At 63.6% G+C, this 24741-nt stretch carries 24 protein-coding genes and 4 tRNA genes; 12 read left to right on the top strand and 16 right to left on the bottom strand.

Going from position 1 to position 24741, the window contains the following annotated elements:
• Positions 1–84: 84 nt before the first annotated feature.
• The 7 genes from PTT45_RS11335 to gacA form a co-directional block, all read right to left on the bottom strand.
• The gene (locus PTT45_RS11335) at positions 85–1407 is read right to left on the bottom strand and encodes a tyrosine-type recombinase/integrase (RefSeq protein ID WP_273813392.1); all 1323 of its coding nucleotides are present in this window, start codon (positions 1405–1407) and stop codon (positions 85–87) included.
• A gap of 162 nt (positions 1408–1569) precedes the next feature.
• A tRNA-Leu gene (locus tag PTT45_RS11330) sits at positions 1570–1656 on the bottom strand.
• Positions 1657–1778: 122 nt separating this feature from the next.
• A tRNA-Cys gene (locus PTT45_RS11325) sits at positions 1779–1852 on the bottom strand.
• Between the two features lie 43 nt (positions 1853–1895).
• Positions 1896–1971 (bottom strand) — tRNA-Gly (locus PTT45_RS11320).
• A 65-nt stretch (positions 1972–2036) separates the two neighbouring features.
• Complete coding sequence (pgsA, locus tag PTT45_RS11315) at positions 2037–2597, bottom strand: CDP-diacylglycerol--glycerol-3-phosphate 3-phosphatidyltransferase (RefSeq protein ID WP_273813391.1); 561 nt, start codon at positions 2595–2597, stop codon at positions 2037–2039.
• Positions 2598–2630: 33 nt separating this feature from the next.
• Entirely contained in the window at positions 2631–4466 is a 1836-nt protein-coding gene (uvrC, locus tag PTT45_RS11310; RefSeq protein WP_273813390.1) for an excinuclease ABC subunit UvrC, read from the bottom strand.
• Between the two features lie 69 nt (positions 4467–4535).
• Positions 4536–5180, bottom strand: coding sequence for a response regulator transcription factor GacA (gene gacA / locus PTT45_RS11305; protein WP_273813388.1), 645 nt, complete (start codon positions 5178–5180; stop codon positions 4536–4538).
• A 449-nt stretch (positions 5181–5629) separates the two neighbouring features.
• On the opposite strand from gacA, the gene PTT45_RS11300 reads away from it, so the two are divergent.
• Positions 5630–6961 carry a hypothetical protein gene (locus PTT45_RS11300; RefSeq protein ID WP_273813387.1) on the top strand — a complete coding sequence of 444 codons (1332 nt, stop codon included), beginning with the start codon at positions 5630–5632 and terminating at the stop codon, positions 6959–6961.
• Between the two features lie 73 nt (positions 6962–7034).
• On the opposite strand, the gene PTT45_RS11295 is transcribed toward PTT45_RS11300, so the two are convergent.
• Positions 7035–7124, bottom strand: a tRNA-Ser gene (locus PTT45_RS11295).
• A gap of 122 nt (positions 7125–7246) precedes the next feature.
• Here PTT45_RS11295 and PTT45_RS11290 point away from each other — a divergent pair.
• From PTT45_RS11290 to PTT45_RS11260, 7 genes are all read left to right on the top strand, one after another.
• Positions 7247–7915, top strand: coding sequence for a Bax inhibitor-1/YccA family protein (locus tag PTT45_RS11290; RefSeq protein WP_273813385.1), 669 nt, complete (start codon positions 7247–7249; stop codon positions 7913–7915).
• A gap of 91 nt (positions 7916–8006) precedes the next feature.
• Positions 8007–8399: a sulfurtransferase complex subunit TusD gene (gene tusD, locus PTT45_RS11285; protein ID WP_273813384.1), complete on the top strand. Its 393-nt coding sequence runs from the start codon at positions 8007–8009 to the stop codon at positions 8397–8399.
• Positions 8399–8758, top strand: coding sequence for a sulfurtransferase complex subunit TusC (tusC, locus tag PTT45_RS11280; RefSeq protein ID WP_273813383.1), 360 nt, complete (start codon positions 8399–8401; stop codon positions 8756–8758). The genes tusD and tusC overlap by 1 nt, the downstream gene beginning before the upstream one ends.
• Positions 8758–9057: a sulfurtransferase complex subunit TusB gene (gene tusB / locus PTT45_RS11275; protein ID WP_273813381.1), complete on the top strand. Its 300-nt coding sequence runs from the start codon at positions 8758–8760 to the stop codon at positions 9055–9057. The genes tusC and tusB overlap by 1 nt, the downstream gene beginning before the upstream one ends.
• Positions 9054–9389 carry a TusE/DsrC/DsvC family sulfur relay protein gene (locus PTT45_RS11270; protein WP_273813379.1) on the top strand — a complete coding sequence of 112 codons (336 nt, stop codon included), beginning with the start codon at positions 9054–9056 and terminating at the stop codon, positions 9387–9389. Before tusB ends, PTT45_RS11270 begins: the two co-directional genes overlap by 4 nt.
• On the top strand, positions 9386–10369 hold the full coding sequence (locus PTT45_RS11265; RefSeq protein WP_273813377.1) for a glycosyl transferase family protein: 984 nt from the start codon (positions 9386–9388) through the stop codon (positions 10367–10369). The genes PTT45_RS11270 and PTT45_RS11265 overlap by 4 nt, the downstream gene beginning before the upstream one ends.
• Positions 10370–10458: 89 nt before the next feature.
• Positions 10459–11460 (top strand): glutathione S-transferase family protein, encoded by a 1002-nt coding sequence (locus PTT45_RS11260; protein WP_273813375.1) that lies wholly within the window; start codon positions 10459–10461, stop codon positions 11458–11460.
• 16 nt (positions 11461–11476) lie between these two features.
• On the opposite strand, the gene cysG is transcribed toward PTT45_RS11260, so the two are convergent.
• The 6 genes from cysG to ftsK all read right to left on the bottom strand — a co-directional run bounded on the left by cysG (position 11477) and on the right by ftsK (position 18983).
• Positions 11477–12853 carry a siroheme synthase CysG gene (gene cysG / locus PTT45_RS11255; RefSeq protein WP_273813373.1) on the bottom strand — a complete coding sequence of 459 codons (1377 nt, stop codon included), beginning with the start codon at positions 12851–12853 and terminating at the stop codon, positions 11477–11479.
• Between the two features lie 72 nt (positions 12854–12925).
• Positions 12926–14206, bottom strand: coding sequence for a serine--tRNA ligase (gene serS / locus PTT45_RS11250; RefSeq protein WP_273813372.1), 1281 nt, complete (start codon positions 14204–14206; stop codon positions 12926–12928).
• Between the two features lie 13 nt (positions 14207–14219).
• Positions 14220–14594 carry a fluoride efflux transporter CrcB gene (gene crcB / locus PTT45_RS11245; protein ID WP_273813371.1) on the bottom strand — a complete coding sequence of 125 codons (375 nt, stop codon included), beginning with the start codon at positions 14592–14594 and terminating at the stop codon, positions 14220–14222.
• Entirely contained in the window at positions 14591–15916 is a 1326-nt protein-coding gene (locus tag PTT45_RS11240) for a replication-associated recombination protein A (protein WP_273813370.1), read from the bottom strand. Before PTT45_RS11240 ends, crcB begins: the two co-directional genes overlap by 4 nt.
• Before the next feature lie 17 nt (positions 15917–15933).
• On the bottom strand, positions 15934–16560 hold the full coding sequence (gene lolA / locus PTT45_RS11235) for an outer membrane lipoprotein chaperone LolA (RefSeq protein WP_273813369.1): 627 nt from the start codon (positions 16558–16560) through the stop codon (positions 15934–15936).
• A 14-nt stretch (positions 16561–16574) separates the two neighbouring features.
• A complete protein-coding gene (ftsK, locus tag PTT45_RS11230; protein ID WP_273813368.1) occupies positions 16575–18983 on the bottom strand; it encodes a DNA translocase FtsK in 2409 nt (802 codons plus the stop codon).
• A gap of 204 nt (positions 18984–19187) precedes the next feature.
• Here ftsK and trxB point away from each other — a divergent pair, with 204 nt between their 5' ends.
• From trxB to infA, 4 genes are all read left to right on the top strand, one after another.
• On the top strand, positions 19188–20135 hold the full coding sequence (gene trxB, locus PTT45_RS11225) for a thioredoxin-disulfide reductase (RefSeq protein ID WP_273813367.1): 948 nt from the start codon (positions 19188–19190) through the stop codon (positions 20133–20135).
• 42 nt (positions 20136–20177) lie between these two features.
• On the top strand, positions 20178–20858 hold the full coding sequence (aat, locus tag PTT45_RS11220) for a leucyl/phenylalanyl-tRNA--protein transferase (protein ID WP_273813365.1): 681 nt from the start codon (positions 20178–20180) through the stop codon (positions 20856–20858).
• 64 nt (positions 20859–20922) lie between these two features.
• Positions 20923–21630, top strand: a complete 708-nt coding sequence (locus PTT45_RS11215) for an arginyltransferase (protein WP_273813364.1) — start codon at positions 20923–20925, stop codon at positions 21628–21630.
• Between the two features lie 123 nt (positions 21631–21753).
• Positions 21754–21972, top strand: a complete 219-nt coding sequence (infA, locus tag PTT45_RS11210; RefSeq protein ID WP_002553999.1) for a translation initiation factor IF-1 — start codon at positions 21754–21756, stop codon at positions 21970–21972.
• 67 nt (positions 21973–22039) lie between these two features.
• On the opposite strand, the gene clpA is transcribed toward infA, so the two are convergent.
• A complete protein-coding gene (gene clpA / locus PTT45_RS11205) occupies positions 22040–24310 on the bottom strand; it encodes an ATP-dependent Clp protease ATP-binding subunit ClpA (RefSeq protein WP_273813363.1) in 2271 nt (756 codons plus the stop codon).
• A gap of 30 nt (positions 24311–24340) precedes the next feature.
• On the bottom strand, positions 24341–24703 hold the full coding sequence (clpS, locus tag PTT45_RS11200) for an ATP-dependent Clp protease adapter ClpS (RefSeq protein ID WP_273813361.1): 363 nt from the start codon (positions 24701–24703) through the stop codon (positions 24341–24343).
• Positions 24704–24741: the final 38 nt, after the last annotated feature.

Below are 24741 nucleotides of genomic sequence, written 5' to 3'. Positions count from 1 at the left end.
CCCCGCCTTTACTGGCCCTCGGCGTTTCTGGAACACCTGGTACACCCAGAACACCGCTTTTTCGAGGGATACGGGTTTGTATGCTCAACCCGCCTTGCCGAAGTTCACCGGCACCACGTTGCCGGCCCCCTCCCCTCGGTTGGCAAAGTCGTAGGGGGTGACGTGTTTTTCCCGGTTGGCATCCAGATAATCGGCCCACCACTGCACCATGAGCCGGCGTTCTTCCAGGTGCTCGGCCTTGTGGATGTAGGCAGCCCGTACCGTGTTCCGCTCTTGGTGGCTCATCTGCCGCTCGACGGCATCCCGCGTCCACAGTCCCGACTCCACCAGGGCAGAACAGGCCATCGCCCGGAAGCCATGGCCACACACCTCAACCTTGGTGTCGTAGCCCATGCGCCGCAGGGCAGCGTTTACCGTGTTCTCGCTCATGGGCTTGTGGTGGTAGTGGTCGCCAGGGAACACCAGATCAAACCGGCTGGAGAGAATATGCACCTGTCCCAGCAGGCCCAGCGCCTGCCGGCTCAGGGGTACCAGGTGCGGCGTGCGCATCTTGGCGCCGCGTTCGGAGTGTTTCACGCCCTCAATGGCGTCGCGCTCGGCCGGGATCGTCCATAGGCTGCGCGGCATATCAACCTCACCCCAGCGGGCGAAGCGCAGTTCACTGGAGCGGATGAACACATGCAGAGTAAGCTCCACCGCCAGCCGGGTCAGGGTGCGCCCCTTGTACACCTCGATGCGCTGCAGCAGCTCGGGTAGCCGCTCCAGAGGCAGTGCCGGCCGGTGCTGGGCCTTGCGTGTGGCAGTTGCGCCCACCAGGTCGCTGGCCGGGTTGGTTTCGATATACCCATGCTGCACGGCATAGCGCATCACCCCGGTGGTGTACTGCCGCAGGCGGCTGGCCAGCTCCAGGGTGTCGCGCTGCTCGGCCGCCTTGAGTGGGGCCAGCAGGTCACGGACTTTCAGGCCGTCCACCGGGCGATGCCCGAGGGGTGGGAACAGGTACAGCTCCAGGCGCCGCAACACCTTGGAGGCGTGATCCGCCGTCCACTTGCGGGCACAGGCGGTATGCCACTGCAGGGCTATGGTCTTGAAGGTGTTCCCCGCCGCCACCTGGGCCGCCTCTCGCTGGCGCTGCTCATGCTCGATGGGATCTACACCCTCGGCCAGCAACTCCAAGGCATTTGCTCGCCTGGCTCGGGCAGCCTTGAGGCCGAGTGCTGGGTAGTTGCCAAAGGTGGCCAGCCCAGACCGGCCGTCCGGTCGGGTGAACTTGAAGCGCCAGACCTTGGTGCCACTGGACTTCACCAGCAGGAAAAGGCCCTGGCCATCGAACAGCGTGTAGTCCTTTTCGCGAGGCTTAGCAGCCTCGCACTTGGGGTCTGTCAGGGGCGTGACTGTCCGCGCCATAGGTATATGCCTCCCTTGCCGAACCGGCGTATACCTAAACGTATACCCATTTTAGGTATATGCCTAGAGACATGGAGAGACAGACAGAAACAAGAAAGCCGGCTGATAGAGCCGGCTTTACTGGGTTTCGTAGACTTATAGAGACAGCTAGAAACAATCAAATGGTGCCCGAACCCGGACTCGAACCGGGACGCCCTTACGAGCGAGAGATTTTAAGTCTCCTGCGTCTACCGATTTCGCCATTCGGGCGGTAGCGCGGTGAAGCGAGGGCTGGACTATATACAGCTAGCGCCAGCCCGGCAAGGTTACCGAAGCACTCCAAGCCACAAAGAAAAAGCCCCGTAGATCAATGATCTACGGGGCTTTTATAGTGGAGGCCGATACCGGAATCGAACCGATGTACGCGGATTTGCAATCCGCTGCATAACCACTCTGCTAATCGGCCTCAAACGAAGACGCCGCTTACCGCGGCGTCAACGTCAACAAATTGGAGCGGGAAACGAGACTCGAACTCGCGACCCCGACCTTGGCAAGGTCGTGCTCTACCAACTGAGCTATTCCCGCGTCTTGGTGACGGGCGCCATTCTATAGAATCGAAACGCCGCGTCAACCCCTTGATTCAAAAAAGCTTATTTCTTTTCGGAGTCGATGCTGAGGTGCGGCCAAGCAGCCAGCAGGTACTGCAGCATGGACCACAGGGTGAGCGCCGCCGCGATGATCAGCAGCACGTAACCCGCCCCCACCCAGATGGTAAGTTGCGGCGGATTGCCGAGCAGGATGACCAGCGCCACCATTTGCGCGGCAGTCTTCCACTTGCCCAGGTTGGACACCGCCACATGGGCGCGCGCGCCCAGCTCGGCCATCCATTCACGCAGCGCAGAAACCACGATCTCGCGCCCGATGATAATCACCGCCGGCAAGGTCAACCACAGGTTGGCATGCTCTTCCACCAGCAACACCAGCGCCACTGCCACCATCAGCTTGTCTGCGACCGGATCGAGGAATGCGCCGAACGGCGTGCTCTGCTCCCAGCGACGCGCCAGATAGCCGTCGAACCAGTCGGTCACCGCCGCCAGGGCAAAAACCGCGCTAGCCGCCCAGTAGCTCCAGGCGAAAGGCATGTAGAAGAACAGGATGAAGACCGGAATCAGGGCGACGCGCAGAACGGTGAGCAGATTGGGGATATTCATCGGGACGACTGACCAGCGAAATGAGCCGGCATTCTACTCGCTGTGCAGAGCGGCATAAATCGACTCCGCCAGCTTTTTGCTGATGCCCGGCGCCTTGGCGATTTCCTCGATGCTGGCGCGATTGAGCTCCTGCAGGCCGCCGAAGTGTTTGAGCAGCTCGCGCCTGCGCTTGGGACCGATGCCCGCCACATCCTCCAGGCTCGAAGTCCGCCGCGCCTTGCCGCGACGGGCGCGGTGCCCGGTGATGGCGAAGCGGTGCGCCTCATCGCGGATCTGCTGGATCAGGTGCAGCGCCGGGGAATCGGCCGGCAGCGTGAACTCGTGATCCGCATCGTTCAGATAGAGGGTTTCCAGGCCCGGCTTGCGAGTCACTCCCTTGGCCACGCCGAGCAGGATCAGCTCCGGCACCGCCAGCTCCTGCAGCACCTCGCGAGCCATGGCCAGCTGCCCCTTGCCGCCGTCGACCAGGAGGATGTCCGGCAATTTGCCCTCCCCGTCCTTAAGCTTGCTGAAGCGCCGGGTCAGGGCCTGATGCATGGCCGCGTAATCGTCACCGGCCGTGACGCCCTCGATGTTGTAGCGGCGATAGTCGGACTTGAGCGGCCCCTCCGGTCCGAACACCACGCAGGAGGCGACCGTGGCTTCACCGCTGGAGTGGCTGATGTCATAGCACTCCAGCCGCTGCGGCGGTTCATCCAGATTCAGCGCCTCGGCCAGCGCATCGAAACGGGCCGCCACATGCTGGCGGTTGGCAAGGCGAGCGCCGAGGGCCTGCTCGGCATTGGTGACCGCCAGCTGCTGCCAGCGTGCACGAGTCGCCCTCACCCGATGGCTGATGGCGATCTCGCGACCACGTAGCTCGGCGATGGCCGCGGCGACCGTCGGCAGATCCTCGTGAGTGACATTGACGATCAGCTCGCTCGGCAGATCGCGCTCATGACTGGACAGGTAGTACTGCGCGAGAAACGCCGAAAGCACCGCACCACCCTCCTCCTCGATGCCTACCTGGGGGAAGAAGTTCTTGCTGCCCAGCACGCGCCCGCCGCGCACGCTGATCAGATGCACACAGGCACCGCCCGGGTTGACGATGGAGGCCACCACGTCGACGTCGCCGGTGCCGCCCTCCATGCTCTGCTGATCCTGCACACGGCGCAGCAGCGCAACCTGGTCACGCAGCTCGGCCGCACGCTCGAACTCCAAGTTCATCGCAGCCCGCTCCATGGCGCCAGACAGCTCCTCGGTCAGCGCGTTGCTGCGCCCCTCGAGGAACATCACCGAATGGCGCACATCCTCGGCGTACTCCTCGGGCTCCACCAAACCGACACAGGGTCCCTTGCAGCGCTTGATCTGGTATTGCAGGCAGGGCCGGGTGCGATTCTTGAAGTAGCTGTCCTCGCACTGGCGCACGAGAAAGGTCTTCTGCAGCAGATTGAGGCTCTCACGGATGGCTCCGGCACTGGGGTATGGCCCGAAATAGCGGCCCTTCTCCTTCTTCGCGCCGCGATGAATACCCAGACGCGGGTAATCGCCATCCGACAGCAGCACATAGGGATAGGACTTATCGTCACGCAGCAGGATGTTGTACGGCGGCCGCCACTGCTTGATCAGCGTCTGCTCGAGCAGCAGCGCCTCGGTCTCGTTAGCCACGATGGTGGTCTCGACCTGGGCGATGCGGGCCACCAGAGCAGCAGCCTTGGGTGCCAGGCCAGTCTTGCGGAAGTAGCTGGCCAGCCGCTTCTTCAGGTTCGACGCCTTACCGACATAGAGCAGCTTGCCGCTGTCATCGAACATTCGATAAACGCCCGGCCGCCCACTACAGGTGGCGAGAAAGGCGCTTGAATCGAAAGGAGCGACGGGCGTGGAAGTCATCTAAATCAGCAGGCCAGAAAGACGAAGAGGACGCAGTTTACGTCCTCTTCACAGACTTGCCCAAGGCACTCAGCCGACGGCATCCACCATGCCATGGCGCACCGCCAGCAGCGCCAGCTCCACATCACTGGTGATGGCCAGTTTCTCGTAGATACGGTAGCGGTAGGTGTTCACCGTCTTGGGCGACAGGCACAGCTTGTCGGAAATGGTCTGCACTTTCTGGCAATTGGCGATCATCAGGGCAATCTGGATCTCCCGCTCGGAGAGAAGATCGAAAGGAGAACCGCCGCCGTTTGGCTGGAACGACTTCAGCGCCAGCTGCTGGGCGATCTGCGGGCTGAGATAGCGCTGACCGGCGAACGCCATGCGAATGGCCTGCACCATCTCTTCCAGCGCCGCCCCCTTGGTCAGATAGCCGGCAGCGCCGGCCTGCAGCAGGCGAGTCGGGAAAAGATCATCCTCACAGGCAGTGACTGCAACGACCTTCAGCTCGGGATGGCTGCGCAACAGCTTGCGGGTGGCTTCCAGGCCACCGATGCCGGGCATCTTCACGTCCATCAGGACCACATCCGGGCGCAGCTCGCGCACCTTCTTCAGCGACTCTTCCCCGGAGTCGGCCTGCCCGATCACCTGCAGGCCGTCGATATCGGCCAGCATGCGGGTGATGCCCGTCCTCACCAGATCGTGGTCATCGACCACCAGCACCTTAATCAAGCGACACCTCGCTGCACCATTGTCGCAACACAGCAATCAATGAACTGAGCTTGGCGCATTCGCGCCAGAAAGCAAACGCCAGAAAACCGTGCCCGGCGGGCCGCTCGCGATGGGAAGACGCTATAGGTCGCCCGTCAGAGGATTGCGGTTCGTTGCCTCAGCCGCCCGATTTCATCCTGAAATCAGACCAGCCAGAAGGTGCGAATGTTACACGTATACAACTTACCCGGCAAAGCCGGATAGGTATCGACCTCAAACCTAAAAATCAAACAAATAACTTAAATATCAATAAGTTATTTAAATCAATAAACCGGCAAGAGCCGGCATGCAGAAAATTCACTCCCCGCTCACCCCTTTCGCTCGAAAGCGGCAGAAGGGAACTCATGGAGATACATGGCATCGACAAACAGGCGTAACGCAAAGCCAACATATCGGTGCAGGAACCAGCAATGACGATGACCAAACGAGCATGGATGCTGGGCCTCTCGGCACTGCTAGCGGGCTGCTCCTTTCCTCTCAAGCCGAATTCTGGCGTTGATCTTGCCCGAGCCGGCAGGCACCAGGAGGCCGCCAAGAGCAACCTGAGCGAGGCGCGGCGCAGTGAAGAGCAACGGTTCTGGAGCAGCGCTGCGTCGTACTACCTGATGGCAGCCGACAACTATCGACAGAGCACCTCGCCAGACCGTGAGTTCGCCGCACTCACCAGCGCACAGCGCGCAGCATCGCAGGCCTGGCAGCAGCCCGAAGAGATCACCGACAGCACGCCCCGGGCAGGAGCGCTGCTAGCTCAGGCCGAGAGTCGCCTGGCCGAGTACTGGCAGACACGTGACCAGCACAAGGCGCTTGAGCACTACCAGGAGTTACTCGCACGACAGGACGACATACGGATGCTCTACAGCGGACCAGGCCTGGAGCTGAGCAAGGCGGCCAGCCGCTCCGAAGCACTCGGACGGCCGACCCTGACCATGCAGCTCTATCTGTTCGGCTTGTCCGGCCAGTACGCAGAAGAGGCCGACCTGTATCAGCAACTCGCCAGCCGATTCGCCCGCGCCCACGGCTACTCGAACGAGGCCCAGCAGTTGCAGAAACGCCAGGCGCGGGTGAAACAGCTGCAGGCGGACCCAAACACCCGGCAGCGCGATGCATCAGCGCAGGAGCAGCTGCGCGTCGCTGCACTGAAAAGCTCGCGCTACGCCAGCCTGGGCGAGATGACACTCGCCGCGGTCTATGCCGACCAACAGGCGCGCCAGAGCACTGCGCTGGCACTCAAGCGCAGCACAGCGGAGGTCGAGCAAGGCGAGGCACTACGCAACAAGGGGCTCAAACGACTGGCAAGTACCCTGGCCGCCGTCGGTACGACCAAGCCCTCACGCCAAGTCGCAGCGCGGCAAGTGTCCGACCAGAGCGCAGCGGCGGTAAACGGTTGCATCCAGATCAGCAGTGGCGGCCCGAACACCATCACCCTGATCAACAACTGCAACCACAACGTAGGCGTCGCCTGGTGCTACATGCCTGCTCCTGGGGCCCTGCAGTCGGATAAGCACCCCCTGCAGGCCAACCAGATCTGCATTCACAACGGCACGGACTTCCCCAGCGTCGTTCTTGGCAGGTCCGCCGTCGATGCGGACCTGTCGAAAACCCACCATTCATGGGAGCTGCCCTACAGCCAGAACACCATCTACCACATCGCCTGCAATGCCGGCGCAGATGGCAAGGGGCTGCCGCGCGTCACCGGCTTCGACGACAACCTGCAAGGCAGCTGCCCGGCCCTGACCGACTAGAAACCGCAGCGAGCAGTTTTCTTCGGGCACAAAAAAGGGCCTAGACACCGTCTAGACCCTTGCTTGTCAAATTTGGTGGAGGGCCAGGGATTCGAACCCTGGGAACGCTTTCACGTTCGACGGTTTTCAAGACCGTTGCATTCAACCGCTCTGCCAACCCTCCGGATTCGCGGGCCGCCATACTACCCGAACGCAACACACTGTCAAACTCTCGGCATTGGCAGTGGGAAATGCTCTGTTATGATCGGGATGACCACGGATTTTCACCCCCTCAGGAGGGATGCCATGCACGAACAGGACTACGCACTCGCCCACGCGCAGGCGGACCAGCTGGAAACCAGCAAGGTTCTGCGCAACACCTATGGCCTGCTGGCCATGACCCTGGTGTTCAGCGCGCTCTGCGCCTTCTTCAGCGCCCAACTGAATCTGCCCCACCCGGGCTTCATCGTGACTCTGGTCGGCTTCTACGGCCTGTTCTTCCTCACTGCCAAGCTGCGTAACAGCGGCTGGGGCCTGCTCACCACCTTCGCCCTGACCGGCTTCATGGGCTACGTATTGGGCCCGATCCTCAACATGTACCTGGGCATGGCCAACGGCGGCGAGCTGATCGCCAGCGCGCTGGGCATGACCGCTCTGGTGTTCTTCGGCCTGTCCGCCTATGTGCTGACCACCCGCAAGGACATGAGCTTCCTCGGTGGCTTCATCACCGCCGGCTGTTTCGTTCTGCTGGGCGCTATGGTCGCCGGCTTCTTCTTCCAGATCAGCGGCCTGCAACTGGCCATCAGCGCCGGCTTCGTGCTGTTCGCATCGGCCTGCATCCTGTACCAGACCAGCGACATCATCCATGGCGGCGAACGCAACTACGTGATGGCTACCATCAGCCTGTACGTGTCGATCTACAACCTGTTCGTCAGCCTGCTGCAGATCTTCGGCATCATGGGCAGCGATGACTGATTCACTGCACTATTGAACGAGCCCGCTTCGGCGGGCTTTTTCATGCCTCGGCGTTTATCATGGCGGCATTCGCACCCGCTGCAGAGCCGTCATGAAGTTCGCCATCGCCCTGTTCGCTCCCACCCACGCCCCCTCCTCGCGCCGCGCCCTGCGCTTCGCCCAGGCGGCGCTCGATGGAGGCCACGATATCGCCCGCCTGTTCTTCTACCAGGACGGCGTGCACAGCGCGTCCGGCAACGTGGCGAGCCCGCAGGACGAGCTCGACCTCGCCGGCGAGTGGCGCACCTTCGTGCAGGAGCACCAACTCGATGCCGTGGTCTGCATTGCCGCCGCCCTGCGCAGGGGCGTACTCAACGCCGAAGAGGCGCAGCGTTATGGCAAGCCGGCGGCCAATCTGGACAAGCCCTGGGAGCTGTCCGGCCTCGGCCAGCTGCACGAAGCGGCGCAGATGGCAGACCGCCTGGTCTGCTTCGGAGGCCACTGATGAGCAAGTCGATGCTGATCATCAGCCGCCAGGCGCCCTGGGCCGGCCCGTCCGCCCGCGAGGCGCTGGACATCGCCCTGGCCGGCGGCGCCTTCGACCTGCCGCTGGGCCTGCTGTTTCTCGACGACGGCGTGTTCCAGATGGTTGCCGGCCAGCAGTCTTCCACGCTGCAGCAGAAGGACCTGACCGCCAACCTGCAGGCGCTGCCGCTGTTCGGCGTGGAAGAGCTGTTCGTCTCCAGCCGCAGCCTGGCCGAGCGTGGCCTGAACGATGCCCAGCTGATCCTGCCAGTGGAGCAGCTGGATGATGGCGCCCTCACCCAGCTCCTCGACCGTTTCGACCAGGTGGTAACCATCTGATGGCCACATTGCACCTGCTTTCCCATTCGCCCTTCAGCGACAGCCGCCTGGCCAGCTGCCTGCGCCTGCTCGGCCCCGACGACGGCGTGCTGCTGAGCGGGGACGCCGTGTATGCCCTGCAGCCCGGCACCGCCCAACTGCAGGCGCTGGAACTGATGCCCGCCAGCATTGCCCTGTATGCGCTAGACGAAGACCTGCAAGCCCGCGCCCTGAATGCGCCGGCTCGCGCCCAGGCGATCGACTACCCAGCGTTCGTTGAGCTCTGTGGCCGCTACGCCAAGGTCAACAGCTGGCTATGAGCGCACTGCTGATCGATGGCCAGGAAATCGCCCTGGACAAGGACGGCTTCCTCGTTGAGCTGAGCGACTGGTCGCCGGCCGCCGCCGAGGCGCTGGCCGGCCTCGAGGAGCTGCAGCTGTCCGCCGAGCATTGGGAAATCCTCGAGCTACTACGCGCCTTCTACGCCGAATTCCAGCTGTCGCCGGCCACCCGCCCGCTGATCAAGTACGCGGCCCTCAAGCTGGGCCCGGAAAAAGGCAACAGCCTGCACCTCAACCGCCTGTTCAAGGGCACCCCCGCCAAACTCGCCGCCAAGCTGGCCGGCCTGCCCAAGCCTACGAATTGCCTATGAATCTCGTCGCCCCACCGGAACATCCCTTCGCCCAGTTCGTACGCATCCTCGGCAAGGGCAAGCGCGGCGCACGCAGCATGACCCGCGAGGAAGCGCGCGAGGCCATGGGTATGCTGCTCGACGGCAAGGTCGAGGACACCCAGCTGGGCGCCTTCCTCATGCTGCTGCGGCACAAGGAAGAAAGCGCTGAGGAGCTGGCCGGCTTCACCGAGGCCATTCGCGAGCGCCTGAATGCGCCGCAGATCGCCGTGGACATCGACTGGCCGACCTATGCCGGCAAGAAGCGCCATCTGCCCTGGTTCCTGCTGGCGATCAAGGCACTGGCAGCCAGCGGCGTGCGCGTACTGATCCACGGAGGCGGCGCGCATACCGCCGGGCGCCTGTACAGCGAGCAACTGCTGCAGACGCTGGAGATTCCGCTGTGCGGCAGCTGGAGCGAAGTCGGCCAGACTCTGAATCGCCACAACCTGGCCTTCACGCCTCTGGGCGCCTGGGCACCGCAGCTGCAGCGGATGATCGACCTGCGCAACACCCTGGGCCTGCGCTCACCGATCCACTCGCTGGCGCGCATCCTCAATCCGCTGGGCGCGCGAGTCGGCCTGCAGAGCATCTTCCACCCCGGCTACCAGGCGGTGCACCGCGAGGCCAGCCAGCTGCTCGGCGACCACGCCATCGTGGTCAAGGGCGAAGGTGGCGAGATCGAGGTCAACCCGGACGGCATCTGCCATCTGTACGGAACCGAGAACGGCGAGAACTGGGACGAAGAGTGGCCCGCCCTCTCCGCTCAACGCCACGTCAAGCCGGAGAGCCTGGAACCACAGCACTTGCTGGCCTTCTGGCGTGGCGAGCTTGGCGACAGCTATGGCGAGCTGGCGGTGCTCAGCAGTATGGCGCTGGCCCTGCGCGGACTGGGGCTGGATCGCGATGCAGCCTTCGCCGAGGCCCGCAGGCGCTGGGGCGCACGCCACCAATCGATCTGATCGATAGTTGCAACCCTGTTTTTGCGCTTTTTCATCGAACACAAACCCATAGACTGGGCTCCAACAGTTATCTGCAAAGGGAGCCCGCCATGGGACAGCTCATCGAAGGCCGCTGGCATGACCAGTGGTATGACACCAGCAAAGACGGCCGTTTCCAGCGCGAGAACGCCCAGCGCCGCAACTGGATCACCGCCGACGGCGCGCCAGGCCCGAGCGGCGAAGGGGGCTTCCGCGCCGAGGCGGGCCGCTACCACCTCTACGTCTCGCTGGCCTGCCCCTGGGCCCACCGCACGCTGATCTACCGCCAGCTCAAGGGCTTGAGCGAGCTGATCGACGTCTCGGTGGTCAGTTGGCTGATGCGCGAACAGGGCTGGACCTTCGACACCGAGACCGGCTCCAGCGGCGACGCCCTGGATGGCCTGCAGTTCCTGCACCAGCGCTATACCCGTGACGATGCGCAGTACACCGGCCGGGTGACCGTGCCGCTGCTGTGGGACAAGCAGCAACAGCGCATCGTCAGCAACGAGTCGGCGGAGATCATCCGCATGTTCAACTCGGCCTTCGACGGCATCACCGGCAACGACCTGGACCTCTACCCGGAGGCGCTGCGCGGCGAGATCGACGAACTCAACGCACGCATCTACCCGGCGGTGAACAACGGCGTGTACCGCGCCGGCTTCGCCACCACCCAGGAAGCCTACGAGGAGGCCTTCGGCACGCTGTTCGACGAACTGGACCACCTGGAGCAGCTACTGAGCAAGCGCCGATACCTGACCGGCGAGCACCTGACCGAGGCCGATATCCGCCTGTTCACCACGTTGATCCGCTTCGACGCGGTGTACCACGGCCACTTCAAGTGCAACCTGCGACGCCTGGCGGACTACCCGAACCTCAGCGGCTGGCTGCGCGAGCTGTACCAGCTGCCGGGCGTGGCGCAGACCGTGGACTTCCAGCACATCAAGCACCACTACTACGCCAGCCACCGTACCATCAACCCGACCGGCATCGTGCCACTGGGGCCGCAGCAGAGCTTCGACGGCCCTCACGGGCGTGAGCACCTGAGCGGACGCGGCATCGCCCGCAAAGGATGAGGAGCTGAAGGCTTAGTTAGGCCTTGTCGAACCAGGCCAGCTTCTCACGCAGGGTGACCACTTCGCCGACGATCACCAGGGTCGGCGCGTGCACCTCGTGCTCGGCCACCAGCTGCGGCAGGTTGGCCAGGGTGCCGGTGAACACCCGCTGGTTCTGCGTGGTGCCTTGCTGCACCAGGGCCGCCGGCGTGTCGGCGGCGCGACCGTGGGCGATCAGCTCCTGGCAGATGCTCGGTAGGCCGACCAGGCCCATATAGAACACCAGGGTCTGGCCCGGCGCCACCAGATCGCCCCACGGCAGGTCGGTGCTGCCATCCTTGAGGTGACCGGTGACGAAGCGCACGGACTGGGCATGGTCACGGTGAGTCAGCGGGATGCCGGCGTAGGCCGCGCAACCGGAAGCCGCGGTGATGCCCGGCACCACCTGGAACTGGATACCCTCGGCCGCCAGCTGCTCGATCTCCTCGCCACCACGGCCGAAGATGAACGGATCGCCGCCCTTGAGGCGCAACACGCGCTTGCCCTGCTTGGCCAGGTCCACCAGCAGCTGGTTGATCTCCTCCTGCGGCACCGCATGCTCAGAGCGACGCTTGCCGACATAAATGCGTTCGGCATCGCGGCGGCACAGCTCGATGATGGCCGGTGCCACCAGGCGGTCGTAGAGCACCACATCGGCCTGCTGCATCAGGCGCAGGGAGCGGAAGGTCAGCAGGTCAGGATCACCCGGACCGGCACCGACCAGGTAGACCTCGCCCAGCGCGCGCGGCGCGGCACCGGCGATCTTCGCCTCGAGCAGGCGCTCACCCTCGCCCAGCTTACCGGCGAACACGCTCTCGGCGATCTGCCCCTGGAATACGTCCTCCCAGAACACCCGGCGCTGCTGCACATCGGGGAACAGCTGCTTGACCCGCTCGCGGAATTTCTTCGCCAGGCCGGCCAGTTGACCGTAGGTGGCGGGAATCCAGGTCTCGATCTTGGCGCGGATCAGTCGCGCCAGCACCGGCGCGTCGCCGCCACTGGTGACGGCGACGATCAGCGGCGAACGATCGACGATGGCCGGGAAGATCACGCTGCACAAGGCCGGCGCGTCCACCACATTGACCGGCACCCCCAGAGCCTGGGCCTCGGCGGAGATGCGCGCATTGAGCGGCTCGTCGTCGGTCGCGGCGATCACCAGGGCCACGCCCTGCAGGTCCGCGGACTCGTAGCCACGCAGGGCGGTCGCCCCTTCACCCGCCAGCTCACGCAGGTCGCCACGAATCTCCGGCGCCACCACGCGTAGCTGCGCACCGGCATCGCTCAGCAGGCGAGCCTTGCGCAGCGCCACCTCGCCACCGCCAACGACCAGCACGACACGCCCCTGAAGCTTGTGGAACAGCGGAAGGAAATCCATGACTCACTCTCACCAGAGGTAAAAAAACGGGGTGGCCATCGCCACCCCGCTATTGTGCACGGCGATCAGGCCTTAGCCGATGATCTCGATGCCGCCCATATAGGGCTTCAGCACTTCCGGCACGCGGATGCTGCCGTCGGCCTGCTGGTAGTTCTCCAGCACCGCCACCAGGGTGCGGCCCACTGCCAGGCCGGAGCCGTTGAGGGTGTGCACCAGCTCCGGCTTGCCGGTTTCCGGGTTGCGGAAGCGCGCCTGCATACGGCGGGCCTGGAAGTCGCCGCAGTTGGAGCAGGAGGAGATTTCGCGGTACTTGTCCTGGCTCGGCACCCAGACTTCCAGGTCGTAGGTCTTCACCGCAGAGAAGCCCATATCGCCGGTGCACAGGGCCAGCTTGCGGTATGGCAGCTCGAGCAGCTGCAGCACGCGCTCGGCGTTGGCGGTCATGCCTTCCAGAGCCTCGAAGGAGGTGGCCGGATCGACGATCTGCACCATCTCGACCTTGTCGAACTGGTGCTGGCGGATCATGCCGCGGGTATCGCGACCGGAGGCGCCCGCCTCGCTGCGGAAGCACGGGGTGTGGGCGACGAACTTCAGCGGCAGCTGCTTGGCATCGAGGATTTCGCCGGAGACGATGTTGGTCAGCGATACCTCGGCGGTCGGGATCAGGTAGAAGTCTGCCTCACCTTCGCGGGTGATCTTGAACAGGTCTTCCTCGAACTTCGGCAGCTGGCCGGTGCCCTGCAGGGCCGGGGCCTGCACCAGGTACGGGGTGTAGGCCTCCTCGTAGCCGTGCTCGCCGGTGTGCAGGTTGATCATGAACTGGGCCAGGGCGCGGTGCAGGCGGGCGATGGGGCCGCGCAGCAGGGCGAAACGTGCGCCGGAAAGCTTGGCGGCGGTCTCGAAGTCCAGCCAGCCGTGTTGCTCGCCGAGGGCGACGTGGTCCTGAACCGGGAAATCGAAGCTGCGCGGGGTGCCCCAGCGCGCCACTTCGACGTTGCCGTCTTCGTCCGCGCCCACCGGTACGGATTCGTGCGGCAGGTTGGGGATGTTCAGCAGCAGGTTATCCAGCTCGGTCTGGATGCTGTCCAGCTCGCGCTTGCCCTCTTCCAGGTCGCTGCCCATCTTGTCGACTTCCGCCAGCAGCGGCGCGATGTCCTCGCCACGGGCCTTGGCCTGGCCGATGGACTTGGAGCGGGAGTTACGCTCGGCCTGCAGCTGTTCGGTGCGCATCTGCACCGACTTGCGCTGGGACTCGAGCGCGTCAAAGCGCGCCACGTCCAGTTGGAAGCCACGGGTTGCCAGGCGGTCCGCAATCTCTTGCAGTTGGGTACGGACCAGTTTGGAGTCGAGCATGGGAGGTTCTCGTTCAGAGCTTGGTTAATGTCAGGCCGGCCCAGGTAGCGAGCAGGCCGCCCAACACGCTGATGGCCGCATAGCCGATGGCTACAGGTGCCTGGCCGTTTTCCAGCAGGCGCAGCGTGTCGAGGGAAAAGGATGAAAAGGTGGTCAGGCCGCCGAGGAAACCGACCATCAACCCGGCGCGCAGCGCTTCCGGCACTTCCGGGCGCATGACGAACAGGCCGTACAGATAGCCGATCATCAGGCAGCCGACAATGTTGACCGCCAGGGTAGCGCTGTAGAAATGCTGGGGAAAGTGGCTGGTGACCCAGTTACCGGTCGCATAGCGCACCAGGGTACCGATCATGCCGCCCAGGGCGACGGCGAATACTACACCGATCATGGCTTGCGTCTCCGCCGCGGGCTGGCAGCATCCAGGCTCGCCAGGTGGGCCAGCTTGTCGCGAATCTTCAGTTCGAGGCCACGGGGTACCGGCTCGTAGTAACGGCGCGGCTCCAGTTCCTCGGGGAAATAATCCTCACCGGCAGCGTAGGCGTCCGGCTCGTCGTGGGCGTAGCGGTATTCCTCGCCGTAGCCCAGCTCCTTCATCAGCCTGGTTGGCGCGTTGCGCAGGTGCAGCGGCACCTCCAGCGAGCCGTGCTCGGCGGCCTCGCGCATGGCGGCCTTGAAGCCCATGTACACCGCATTGCTCTTCGGCGCGCAGGCGAGATAGACGATGGCCTGGGCCACTGCCAGCTCGCCCTCGGGGCTGCCGAGGCGCTCCTGTACATCCCAGGCATTCAGACACAGGGTCAAGGCACGCGGGTCAGCGTTGCCGATATCTTCGCTGGCCATGCGCACCACGCGCCGCGCCAGGTACAGCGGGTCGCAGCCGCCGTCGATCATGCGCGCATACCAGTACAGGGCGGCATCGGGATTGGAGCCGCGCACCGACTTGTGTAGCGCGGAAATCTGGTCGTAGAAGGCCTCGCCACCCTTGTCGAAACGGCGGCGGCTGTCGCCCAGCAGATTGTGCAGCAGCTCCGGACCCATCTCGCCGCCATCCTCGGCCAGGTCGGCAGCGTTCTCCAGCAGGTTGAGCAGACGCCGGCCATCGCCATCGGCGGCAGCCAGGAGAATCTGGAAACTCTCTTCCGGCAGGCTCAGGTTGCGCTTGCCGAGGCCCTTGTCCTCGCCCAGCGCGCGCGCCACCAACTTGCGCATAGCCGCCTCGTCCAGGCTCTTCAGCACATAGACGCGGGCCCGCGACAGCAAGGCGTTGTTCAGCTCGAAGGACGGGTTCTCGGTGGTGGCACCGATGAAGATCAGGGTGCCGTCTTCGACATAGGGCAGGAAGGCATCCTGCTGACTCTTGTTGAAGCGGTGCACCTCGTCGACGAAGAGGATGGTGCGACGGCCGTACTGGGCCGCCTGCTGCTTGGCCACTTCCACCGACTGGCGGATTTCCTTCACGCCGGAAAGTACGGCGGAGATCGTCTCGAAGTGCGCTTCGGAGACCTGGGCCAACAGCTTGGCCAGGGTGGTCTTGCCGACCCCGGGCGGGCCCCAGAAGATCATCGAGTGCAGCGCGCCCTGCTCCAGCGCCTCACGCAGAGGCTTGCCCTGCCCCAGCACATGCTCCTGACCGACGTATTCGTCCAGGCTGGTGGCGCGCAGGCGCGCCGCCAGGGGCTGGGCGACAGGAGCGGAGCGGAACAGATCCACGGTGTACGAAGGCCTCGTTATTCCTGGATGACGTCGGCGCCTTCCGGCACCTGGAAGTCGAACTGCGCGGCATCCAGCTTCTCGTTCATCTTCACGCCGAGGAACAGGATGTTGGTGCGCTGGCCGATGCTGTCGATCAGCTGCATGTCGTTGATCACGCCTTTGCGGAACGACAGGCGCAGGTTGTCGAACAGGCTGTCCTTGGCCTTGGGCTTGAGGATGAAGTCGACCACGTCGCCGCCTTCCTTGTAGGTGATCTCGAAGTTCTCGCGGATCTTCGATACATCACCGGACAGCAGCAGCGCCGGGGTATGGGTCATGCGCTGGTCTAGGGTCTGGATGGTCACCTGCATCAGGTCCGGGTCGTACAGCCAGACCTTCTGGCCGTTGGACACCAGCAGCTGCTCCTGCGGCGCATCGGTGTGCCAGCGGAACAGGCCCGGGCGCTTGAGCGCCATCTGGCCAGAAGTTTCCTGCAGCTGGGTGCCCGAACCATCGAGGGTCAACTGGGAGAAGCGCCCGGTCAGGGTCTGAGCCTGGTCGAGCAGGCCGGTCAGGCGCTTCACCGCTGCCTCGTCGTCGGCATGGGCAAGAACGGGACTGCAGGCCAGCGCGGCCAGCAGCAACATGCGGATCAGGCGCATGGAAATCCTCTTTGTCAGTCTCGGGACGGCCCCGGCGCTATGACTTCGCGCGAGCCGTTGGTGTTCATCGGGGTCACGACGCCAGCCATCTCCATGGCCTCGATCATGCGCGCGGCGCGGTTGTAGCCGATCTTCAGCTTGCGCTGCACGGCGGAGATGGAGGCACGGCGGCTTTCCAGGACGAAGTTGACGGCCTCGTCGTACAGCGGGTCTTCCTCGCTGCCCTCGCCGCCTTCGCCGCTACCGCCACCTTCGAAGCCGCTGCCGGCCTCTTCGACGCCGGCCAGGATGTCTTCGATATAGTCCGGCGCGCCGCGCTGCTTCCAGGCCTCGACCACGCGATGCACTTCATCGTCAGAGACGAAGGCGCCATGTACGCGAATCGGCAGGCCAGTGCCCGGCGGCAGGTAGAGCATGTCGCCGTGGCCGAGCAACTGTTCGGCGCCGCCCTGGTCGAGGATGGTCCGCGAGTCGATCTTGCTGGATACCTGGAACGCCATACGCGTCGGGATGTTGGCCTTGATCAGGCCGGTGATCACGTCCACCGATGGGCGCTGGGTAGCGAGGATCAGGTGGATACCGGCGGCCCGCGCCTTCTGCGCGATACGCGCGATCAGCTCTTCGACCTTCTTGCCGACGATCATCATCATGTCGGCGAATTCGTCGACCACCACGACGATGGTCGGCAGGGTCTTCAGCAACGGCGCCTCGTCTTCCATCGACTGGCGCTTGTACAGCGGATCGGACAGCGGCGTGCCGGCTTCCTCGGCGTCCTTCACCTTGCGGTTGAAGCCAGCCAGGTTACGCACACCCATGGCCGCCATCAGCTTGTAGCGGCGCTCCATCTCGGCCACCGACCAGCGCAGAGCGTTGGCGGCCTCCTTCATGTCGGTCACTACCGGACACAGCAGGTGCGGGATGCCCTCGTAGATCGACAGTTCGAGCATCTTCGGGTCGATCATGATCATCCGCGCGTCTTCCGGGCCGGACTTGAACAGGATCGACAGGATCATGGCGTTGACGCCGACCGACTTACCGGAGCCGGTGGTACCGGCCACCAGCAGGTGCGGCATCTTGGCCAGGTCGGTGATCACCGGCTTGCCGCCGATATCGTGGCCCAGGGCCAGGGTCACCGGCGACTTGGCATCGTCGTACTCCGGCGAGGACAGCACCTCGGAGAAACGCACGATCTGGCGGTCTTCGTTGGGAATTTCGATACCGACGGTGGTCTTGCCCGGAATGACCTCGACCACGCGCACGCTGATCACCGCCAGCGAGCGCGCCAGATCCTTGGCCAGGTTGGAGATGCGGCTGACCTTCACGCCCACGCCCGGCTGGATTTCGAAGCGGGTGATCACCGGGCCCGGGTGCACGGACTCCACCACCACCTCGACACCGAACTCCTTGAGTTTGATCTCCAGCAGGCGCGACATGGCCTCCAGCGACTCGGGCGAGAAGCTCTTCTGCTTCTTTTCCGCCACGTCGAGGATGGAAATAGGCGGCAGGGTGCCGGCAACGGCGGCGCCGTCCTCGAACAGCGATACCTGCTTCTCCTTGAGCACACGCTTGCTCGGCTCGGCGGCCTTGGGCGGCGGAGGCGGAGCGATAACAGGCGCAACGCGGGTCTCGCGCTCGACCATGTGCTTGGCCAGGGTTTCCTCGCGCTCGATCAAACGCTCCTTGACCTTGGCCTGCTCGCGGCGATCCAGCACCACCGGGGCGGCGACCTCGGCGACACGCTCGTCCACCTCGCGCAACTGGGCTACCAGCTGCTTGCGCTGCAGGCGCGACTCCCACCAGCGGGTGATCAGGCTGTGCACCAGTTCGATCAGGTCGAGGGTGATCTTGCCGGTCAGGTCCATCATCTTGAACCAGGACAGGTCGGTGAACACAGTCAGGCCGAACAGGAACAGGGCCAGGAACAGCAAGGTGCTGCCCTGGACGTTGAGTGCGTCCTTGGCCAGGTGGCCGAGGCTTTCGCCCAGGGCGCCGCCTGCCGAGGCCGGCAGGCCAGGGGCGGACTGGAACTGGATGTGTGCCAGGCCGGCACCGGCGAGAACCAGGAATACCAGGCCGATCATGCGCCAGGAGAACAGCCAGCCGCTCCACTGCCAGGGCTCGTGGCGGTTGCGGAATACCTGCCAGGTCTTCACGGCCAGCAGCAGCGGGAACACATAGGCGAAGTAGCCCAGCGCCATGAACAGCACGTCGGCGAACCAGGCGCCCGCGCGCCCGGCGGCATTCTGTACCTGCTGGGCGCTGCTGGTGTGGCTCCAGCCCGGATCGTTCTGGTCATAGGTCAGCAGAGCCATCCACAGGATCAGGCAGAGAGCGCCGAGCGCGATCAGCGCGCCCTCCTTGAGGCGATAATGCAATTGCTGACGCCAGACCGGGGCCTGGGCTGCTGAGCTGGAATTCTTCAAAAGGTTGTCATTCCTGCGCTTGTGGCGCGATCGGTGGAACGCGCAAGGACGCGACTATTGTACAAATTTACAGGTGTCATGCCAGGCTACAGTGCCGTTTTGCCGGCCAATCCTGCTTCGGTGTAGGATACCCGGCTATCCCTTGCGTGCGGCCCAATTGGAGCATGCATTCTCTTTTGTGACAAAGGCTTATGGGGTCTTTTTATGAGCGAAGTCAAGCATTCCCGCCTGATCATCCTGGGCTCCGGCCCCGCCGGTTACACCGCCGCCGTGTACGCTGCCCGCGCCAACCTTAAGCCTGTCGTCATCACCGGCATCCAGCCTGGCGGCCAGCTGACCACCACCACTGAAGTCGACAACTGGCCGGGCGACGTTCACGGCCTGACCGGCCCGGCACTGATGCAGCGCATGCAGGAGCACGCCGAGCGCTTCGATACCGAGATCGTCTACGACCATATCCATACCGCCGAGTTGCAGAGCAAGCCGTTCACCCTCAAGGGCGATAGCGGCACCTACACCTGCGACGCACTGATCATCGCCACCGGCGCCAGCGCCCAGTACCTCGGCCTGCCGTCCGAAGAGGCCTTCGCCGGCAAGGGCGTCTCCGCCTGCGCCACCTGCGACGGCTTCTTCTATCGCAACCAGGTGGTCTGCGTGATCGGTGGCGGCAACACTGCCGTCGAAGAGGCCCTGTACCTGTCCAACATCGCCAAGGAAGTACACCTGATCCACCGCCGCGACAAGCTGCGCTCGGAGAAGATCCTGCAGGACAAGCTGTTCGACAAGGCCGCCAACGGCAACGTGCGCCTCCACTGGAACCACACTCTGGACGAAGTTCTGGGCGACAACACCGGCGTGACCGGCGTACGCCTGAAGAGCACCGCCGACGGCAGCACCAAGGAACTGCAACTGGCCGGCGTGTTCATCGCCATCGGCCACAAGCCCAACACCGACCTGTTCAAGGGTCAGCTGGAAATGCGCGACGGCTATCTGGTCGTCCAGAGCGGCAGCGAAGGCAACGCAACCGCCACCAGTATCGAGGGCGTGTTCGCCGCCGGCGACGTGGCCGACCACGTCTACCGCCAGGCCATCACCTCGGCCGGCGCTGGCTGCATGGCCGCGCTGGACGCCGAAAAGTACCTCGACGCCTGAGCCTATGGGCGGGCGCCTGGCACCCGCCCTGCCCTCCTCCCTATGCTGACCTGGCTGCAGCGCGACTCGCTGGACTTCCCACCACTGGACCGCGCCCTACGCGAGCCCAACGGCTTGCTGGCCGCTGGCGGCGACCTGTCTGCCGAACGCCTGATTGCCGCCTATCGCCACGGCTGCTTCCCCTGGTTCAGTGAAGGCCAGCCCTTGCTGTGGTGGTCACCCGATCCGCGCACGGTGCTATTTCCTGAAGAGTTCCACCTGTCGCGCAGCCTGGCCAAGTTGCTACGCCAGCAGCGCTATCGCGTGACTTTCGACCAGGATTTCGCCGCCGTCATCGACGGCTGCGCCGGCCCACGCGACTACGCCGATGGCACCTGGATCACCGACACCATGCGCGCCGCCTACCTGGACCTGCATCTGCGCGGCCTCGCTCACTCGGTAGAAGTCTGGCAAGGCGATGAACTGGTCGGCGGCCTCTATGGCCTGGCGATGGGCAGACTGTTCTTCGGCGAATCGATGTTCAGCCGCGCCGACAATGCCTCCAAGGTCGGCTTCGCCACCGTGGTCGGCAAGCTGCGTGACTGGGGCTTCGCCCTGATCGACTGCCAGATGCCCACCCAGCACCTGCATAGCTTTGGCGCCCGCGCCATTCCTCGCCAAGAGTTTGCCGACTACCTGCAGCGCTTTCTGGAACAGTCCAGCGGCGCCAATTGGCGTGCATGAGAGCAGGTGGTAGCACCCTCTGCCCTGGCATACACTTGCCCAAGAGGTTTCCCGAGGATCAGCCATGACCGAGCTGGCTCGACTCAAGTTCTACGCCACTCAGCCTCACCCATGCAGCTATCTGCCCGAGGAACAGGCCACCACTCTGTTTCTCGATCCCAGCCAGCCCATGGATGTGCAGGTCTATGCCGAGCTTTCGGAAATGGGCTTTCGCCGCAGCGGCGACCACCTCTATCGCCCGCACTGCCAGCGCTGCACTGCATGCGTTCCTGCGCGCATACCTGCCGACCAGTTCATTCCCAATCGCCAACAGAAGCGCATCCTCAAGCGCAACGCCGACATCCAGGTCCGCGCCGTGCGCCCGGCGTTCAACGAGGAGTATTACGCCCTCTATGTGCGCTACATCGAGCAACGCCACGCCGACGGCGACATGTACCCACCTAGCCGCGACCAGTTCAGCACCTTCCTGGTTCGCGACCTGCCGTTCGCCCGCTTCTATGAGTTCCGTCTGGCTGGTCGACTAGTTGCAGTAGCCGTCACCGATGCGCTGCCCAACGGCCTGTCGGCCGTCTACACCTTCTACGACCCCGCCGAAGAGCGCCGCAGCCTGGGCCGTTTCGCCATTCTCTGGCAGATCGGCGAAACCGCACGCTTGGGCCTGCAAGCGGTCTATCTCGGGTACTGGATCAAGAATTGCCGGAAGATGAACTACAAGACCCAGTACCGCCCCATCGAGCTGTTCGTCAATCAGCGCTGGGTCGTACTGACCTGAGCCGGCCATTTCCCGACCTTCCAGCCACTTGGCGGCCCTTACCCTTTTCGGGCACAATGCACGCCGCTTTTGCTTGGGCATCGTTGCGCCGAGCCAATCTTTGAATACCGAGGGCTTTACTGCATGTCGAAAGAAGACAGCTTCGAAATGGAAGGTACTGTCGTCGACACCCTGCCCAACACCATGTTCCGAGTGGAGTTGGAAAACGGGCACGTCGTTACCGCGCACATCTCCGGCAAGATGCGCAAGAATTACATCCGCATTCTGACTGGCGACAAGGTCCGCGTTGAACTGACGCCGTACGACCTGAGCAAGGGCCGCATCACCTACCGCGCCCGCTGATTCCCACCACGCGGAATCCGAATGCAAAAACGCCCGGCGATGCCGGGCGTTTTCGTTTGCCTGCCGATCAGGCCGGCTCGGCGGTGGTCTCGAACTCGAAGTGCAACTCGCCATTCTCGAGATCGACATGCACCAGGCCGCCATGCTCCGCCAGCTCGCCGAACAGGATCTCCTCGGCCAACGGCCGCTTGATGCGATCCTGGATCAACCGCGCCATCGGGCGAGCCCCCATCTGCACGTCGTAGCCACGCTCCGCCAGCCAGCTGCGCGCTGCATCGCTGACATCCAGCTGCACTCGCTTGTCCTCCAGCTGCGCCTGCAGCTCGGTGAGGAACTTGTCGACGATGCTCTTGATGGTCTCGTGACTCAGGCGACCGAACTGGATGATGGTGTCCAGGCGATTGCGGAACTCCGGCGTGAAGCTCTTCTTGATCACTTCCATGGCATCGGACGAATGGTCCTGCAGCGTGAAGCCGATCGAGGCGCGCGATGCCGTTTCGGCGCCGGCGTTGGTGGTCATGATCAGAATCACGTTGCGGAAGTCGGCCTTGCGCCCGTTGTTATCGGTCAAGGTGCCGTGATCCATCACCTGCAACAGCAGATTGAAGACCTCCGGGTGCGCCTTCTCGATCTCATCGAGCAACAGCACACAGTGCGGCTGCTTGGTAACAGCTTCGGTCAGCAGCCCACCCTGGTCGAACCCAACGTAGCCGGGCGGCGCACCGATCAGGCGCGACACGGTATGCCGCTCCATGTACTCGGACATGTCGAAGCGCACCAGCTCGATACCCATAGCCTTGGCTAGCTGCCGAGCCGCCTCGGTCTTGCCGACGCCGGTCGGACCGGCAAACAGGAAGGAGCCAACCGGCTTGTCCGGTGCCTTGAGGCCGGCACGAGACAGCTTGATCGCGGTCGATAGCGAATCGATTGCCGCATCCTGACCGAATACGGTGAGCTTGAGGTCGCGCTCCAGGTTACGCAGCAGCTCTTTGTCCGAGCTGCTGACATGCTTCGGCGGAATCCGCGCGATCTTGGCAACGATATCCTCGACCTGAGCCACCTCGATGCGCTTGGCGCGCTTCTCTTCCGGCTGCAGGCGCTGATAGGCACCCGCCTCGTCGATCACATCGATGGCCTTGTCCGGCATATGTCGATCATTGATGTAGCGCGCCGCCAACTCGGCCGCCGCACGCAGGGCTTCGTCGCTGTACTCGATATGGTGGTGCTGTTCGAAGCGCGCCTTGAGCCCCTTGAGGATCCCCACGGTGTCTTCGACGGAAGGCTCGGTGACATCGACCTTCTGGAAGCGCCGAGCCAGAGCCCGATCCTTCTCGAAGATGCCACGGAACTCCTGGAAGGTGGTGGAGCCGATGCAGCGAATCTCACCCGACGACAGCAGCGGCTTGAGCAGGTTGGACGCATCCATTACCCCGCCAGACGCAGCCCCTGCACCAATGATGGTGTGGATTTCGTCGATGAACAGAATGGCGTGCGGGCGCTTGCGCAGCTCGTTGAGCAGCGCCTTGAAGCGCTTCTCGAAGTCGCCGCGGTACTTGGTACCAGCCAGCAGCGCACCGAGGTCGAGGGAATAGACCACGCTCTCGGACAGCAAGTCTGGAACCTGGCCATCGACGATGCGTTTGGCCAAACCTTCGGCGATGGCGGTTTTGCCGACACCAGCCTCACCAACCAGCAGCGGGTTGTTCTTACGACGGCGCGCAAGAATCTGCGCAACACGCTCTACTTCATGCTCGCGACCGACCAGCGGGTCGATCCGCCCCAGGCGCGACAGTTCGTTGAGGTTGCTGGCATAGGCATCGAGCGGATTGCCCGAGGACGAGGACTCGCCGCCCTCGTCATCCTGCATCTCCTGCTCACTCTCGTGCTGGTCAGTATGACCAGGCACCTTGGAAATGCCGTGGGCAATGTAATTGACCACATCGATGCGGGCCACGCTCTGCTGCTTCAGCAGGAACACGGCCTGGCTTTCCTGCTCGCTGAAGATGGCGACCAACACGTTGGCGCCCGTCACTTCACGCTTGCCGGAGCTTTGCACATGGAATACGGCACGCTGCAGTACGCGCTGGAAGCCCAGGGTAGGCTGGGTTTCGCGCTCTTCGTCGTGCTGTGGGATCAACGGCGTAGTGGAGTCAATGAACTCCTGCAGATCATGCCGGAGCTTGTCCAGGTTGGCGCCACAGGCGCGCAGTACGGTCGCTGCAGCCTCGTTATCCAGTAACGCGAGAAGCAGATGCTCGACCGTCATGAACTCATGGCGCTTGGCACGTGCCTCCTTGAAGGCCAGATTGAGGGTGACTTCCAGCTCTCGATTCAACATAGCTTCACCTCTTGCCCAAGCGAGACGACATCAGCCGTCCTTCTCTATCTCACAGAGTAGCGGATGCTGGCTATCCCGGGCGTACTGGTTAACCTGCATCGCTTTCGTCTCTGCGATGTCGCGGGTAAACAACCCGCAAACCGCTTTTCCTTCTGTATGAACAGTAAGCATGACCTTGGTGGCCGCCTCTCGGTTCATACCAAAAAAGAGCTCTAAAACTTCGACCACAAAATCCATCGGAGTGTAATCGTCGTTGAACATCAGGACCTTATACATAGGCGGCGCCTGCAACGCGGGCTTCGCCTCCTGCACGGCCAAACCACCAGAGTCGTCATCGTGCTCGGCGGGGCGATCCTGATTGAATGTTAGTCGAATCTGGCTGCGTGAATGCATGCTGAACTAAAGCTGTCGTGACCGGTCGGAGGGTGATG

The sequence above is a fragment of the Pseudomonas sp. Gutcm_11s genome (assembly GCF_028649395.1).
In the GTDB taxonomy this organism is placed as follows: Bacteria; Pseudomonadota; Gammaproteobacteria; order Pseudomonadales; family Pseudomonadaceae; genus Aquipseudomonas.
This window is presented reverse-complemented; position numbering and strand designations above follow the sequence as displayed.

Excerpts from the sequence above, each read along its gene's own strand:
- trxB (WP_273813367.1), top strand. The coding sequence starts at position 19,188 with ATGAGCGAAGTCAAGCATTCCCGCCTGATCATCCTGGGCTCCGGCCCC.
- PTT45_RS11300 (WP_273813387.1), top strand. The coding sequence starts at position 5,630 with ATGACGATGACCAAACGAGCATGGATGCTGGGCCTCTCGGCACTGCTA.
- tusC (WP_273813383.1), top strand. The coding sequence starts at position 8,399 with ATGAGCAAGTCGATGCTGATCATCAGCCGCCAGGCGCCCTGGGCCGGC.
- clpS (WP_273813361.1), bottom strand. The coding sequence starts at position 24,703 with ATGCATTCACGCAGCCAGATTCGACTAACATTCAATCAGGATCGCCCC.
- PTT45_RS11265 (WP_273813377.1), top strand. The coding sequence starts at position 9,386 with ATGAATCTCGTCGCCCCACCGGAACATCCCTTCGCCCAGTTCGTACGC.
- PTT45_RS11260 (WP_273813375.1), top strand. The coding sequence starts at position 10,459 with ATGGGACAGCTCATCGAAGGCCGCTGGCATGACCAGTGGTATGACACC.
- tusB (WP_273813381.1), top strand. The coding sequence starts at position 8,758 with ATGGCCACATTGCACCTGCTTTCCCATTCGCCCTTCAGCGACAGCCGC.
- infA (WP_002553999.1), top strand. The coding sequence starts at position 21,754 with ATGTCGAAAGAAGACAGCTTCGAAATGGAAGGTACTGTCGTCGACACC.
- PTT45_RS11335 (WP_273813392.1), bottom strand. The coding sequence starts at position 1,407 with ATGGCGCGGACAGTCACGCCCCTGACAGACCCCAAGTGCGAGGCTGCT.
- pgsA (WP_273813391.1), bottom strand. The coding sequence starts at position 2,597 with ATGAATATCCCCAATCTGCTCACCGTTCTGCGCGTCGCCCTGATTCCG.
- serS (WP_273813372.1), bottom strand. The coding sequence starts at position 14,206 with ATGCTCGACTCCAAACTGGTCCGTACCCAACTGCAAGAGATTGCGGAC.
- uvrC (WP_273813390.1), bottom strand. The coding sequence starts at position 4,466 with ATGACTTCCACGCCCGTCGCTCCTTTCGATTCAAGCGCCTTTCTCGCC.
- tusD (WP_273813384.1), top strand. The coding sequence starts at position 8,007 with ATGAAGTTCGCCATCGCCCTGTTCGCTCCCACCCACGCCCCCTCCTCG.
- PTT45_RS11290 (WP_273813385.1), top strand. The coding sequence starts at position 7,247 with ATGCACGAACAGGACTACGCACTCGCCCACGCGCAGGCGGACCAGCTG.
- lolA (WP_273813369.1), bottom strand. The coding sequence starts at position 16,560 with ATGCGCCTGATCCGCATGTTGCTGCTGGCCGCGCTGGCCTGCAGTCCC.
- clpA (WP_273813363.1), bottom strand. The coding sequence starts at position 24,310 with ATGTTGAATCGAGAGCTGGAAGTCACCCTCAATCTGGCCTTCAAGGAG.
- PTT45_RS11215 (WP_273813364.1), top strand. The coding sequence starts at position 20,923 with ATGACCGAGCTGGCTCGACTCAAGTTCTACGCCACTCAGCCTCACCCA.
- crcB (WP_273813371.1), bottom strand. The coding sequence starts at position 14,594 with ATGATCGGTGTAGTATTCGCCGTCGCCCTGGGCGGCATGATCGGTACC.
- aat (WP_273813365.1), top strand. The coding sequence starts at position 20,178 with ATGCTGACCTGGCTGCAGCGCGACTCGCTGGACTTCCCACCACTGGAC.
- cysG (WP_273813373.1), bottom strand. The coding sequence starts at position 12,853 with ATGGATTTCCTTCCGCTGTTCCACAAGCTTCAGGGGCGTGTCGTGCTG.
- PTT45_RS11270 (WP_273813379.1), top strand. The coding sequence starts at position 9,054 with ATGAGCGCACTGCTGATCGATGGCCAGGAAATCGCCCTGGACAAGGAC.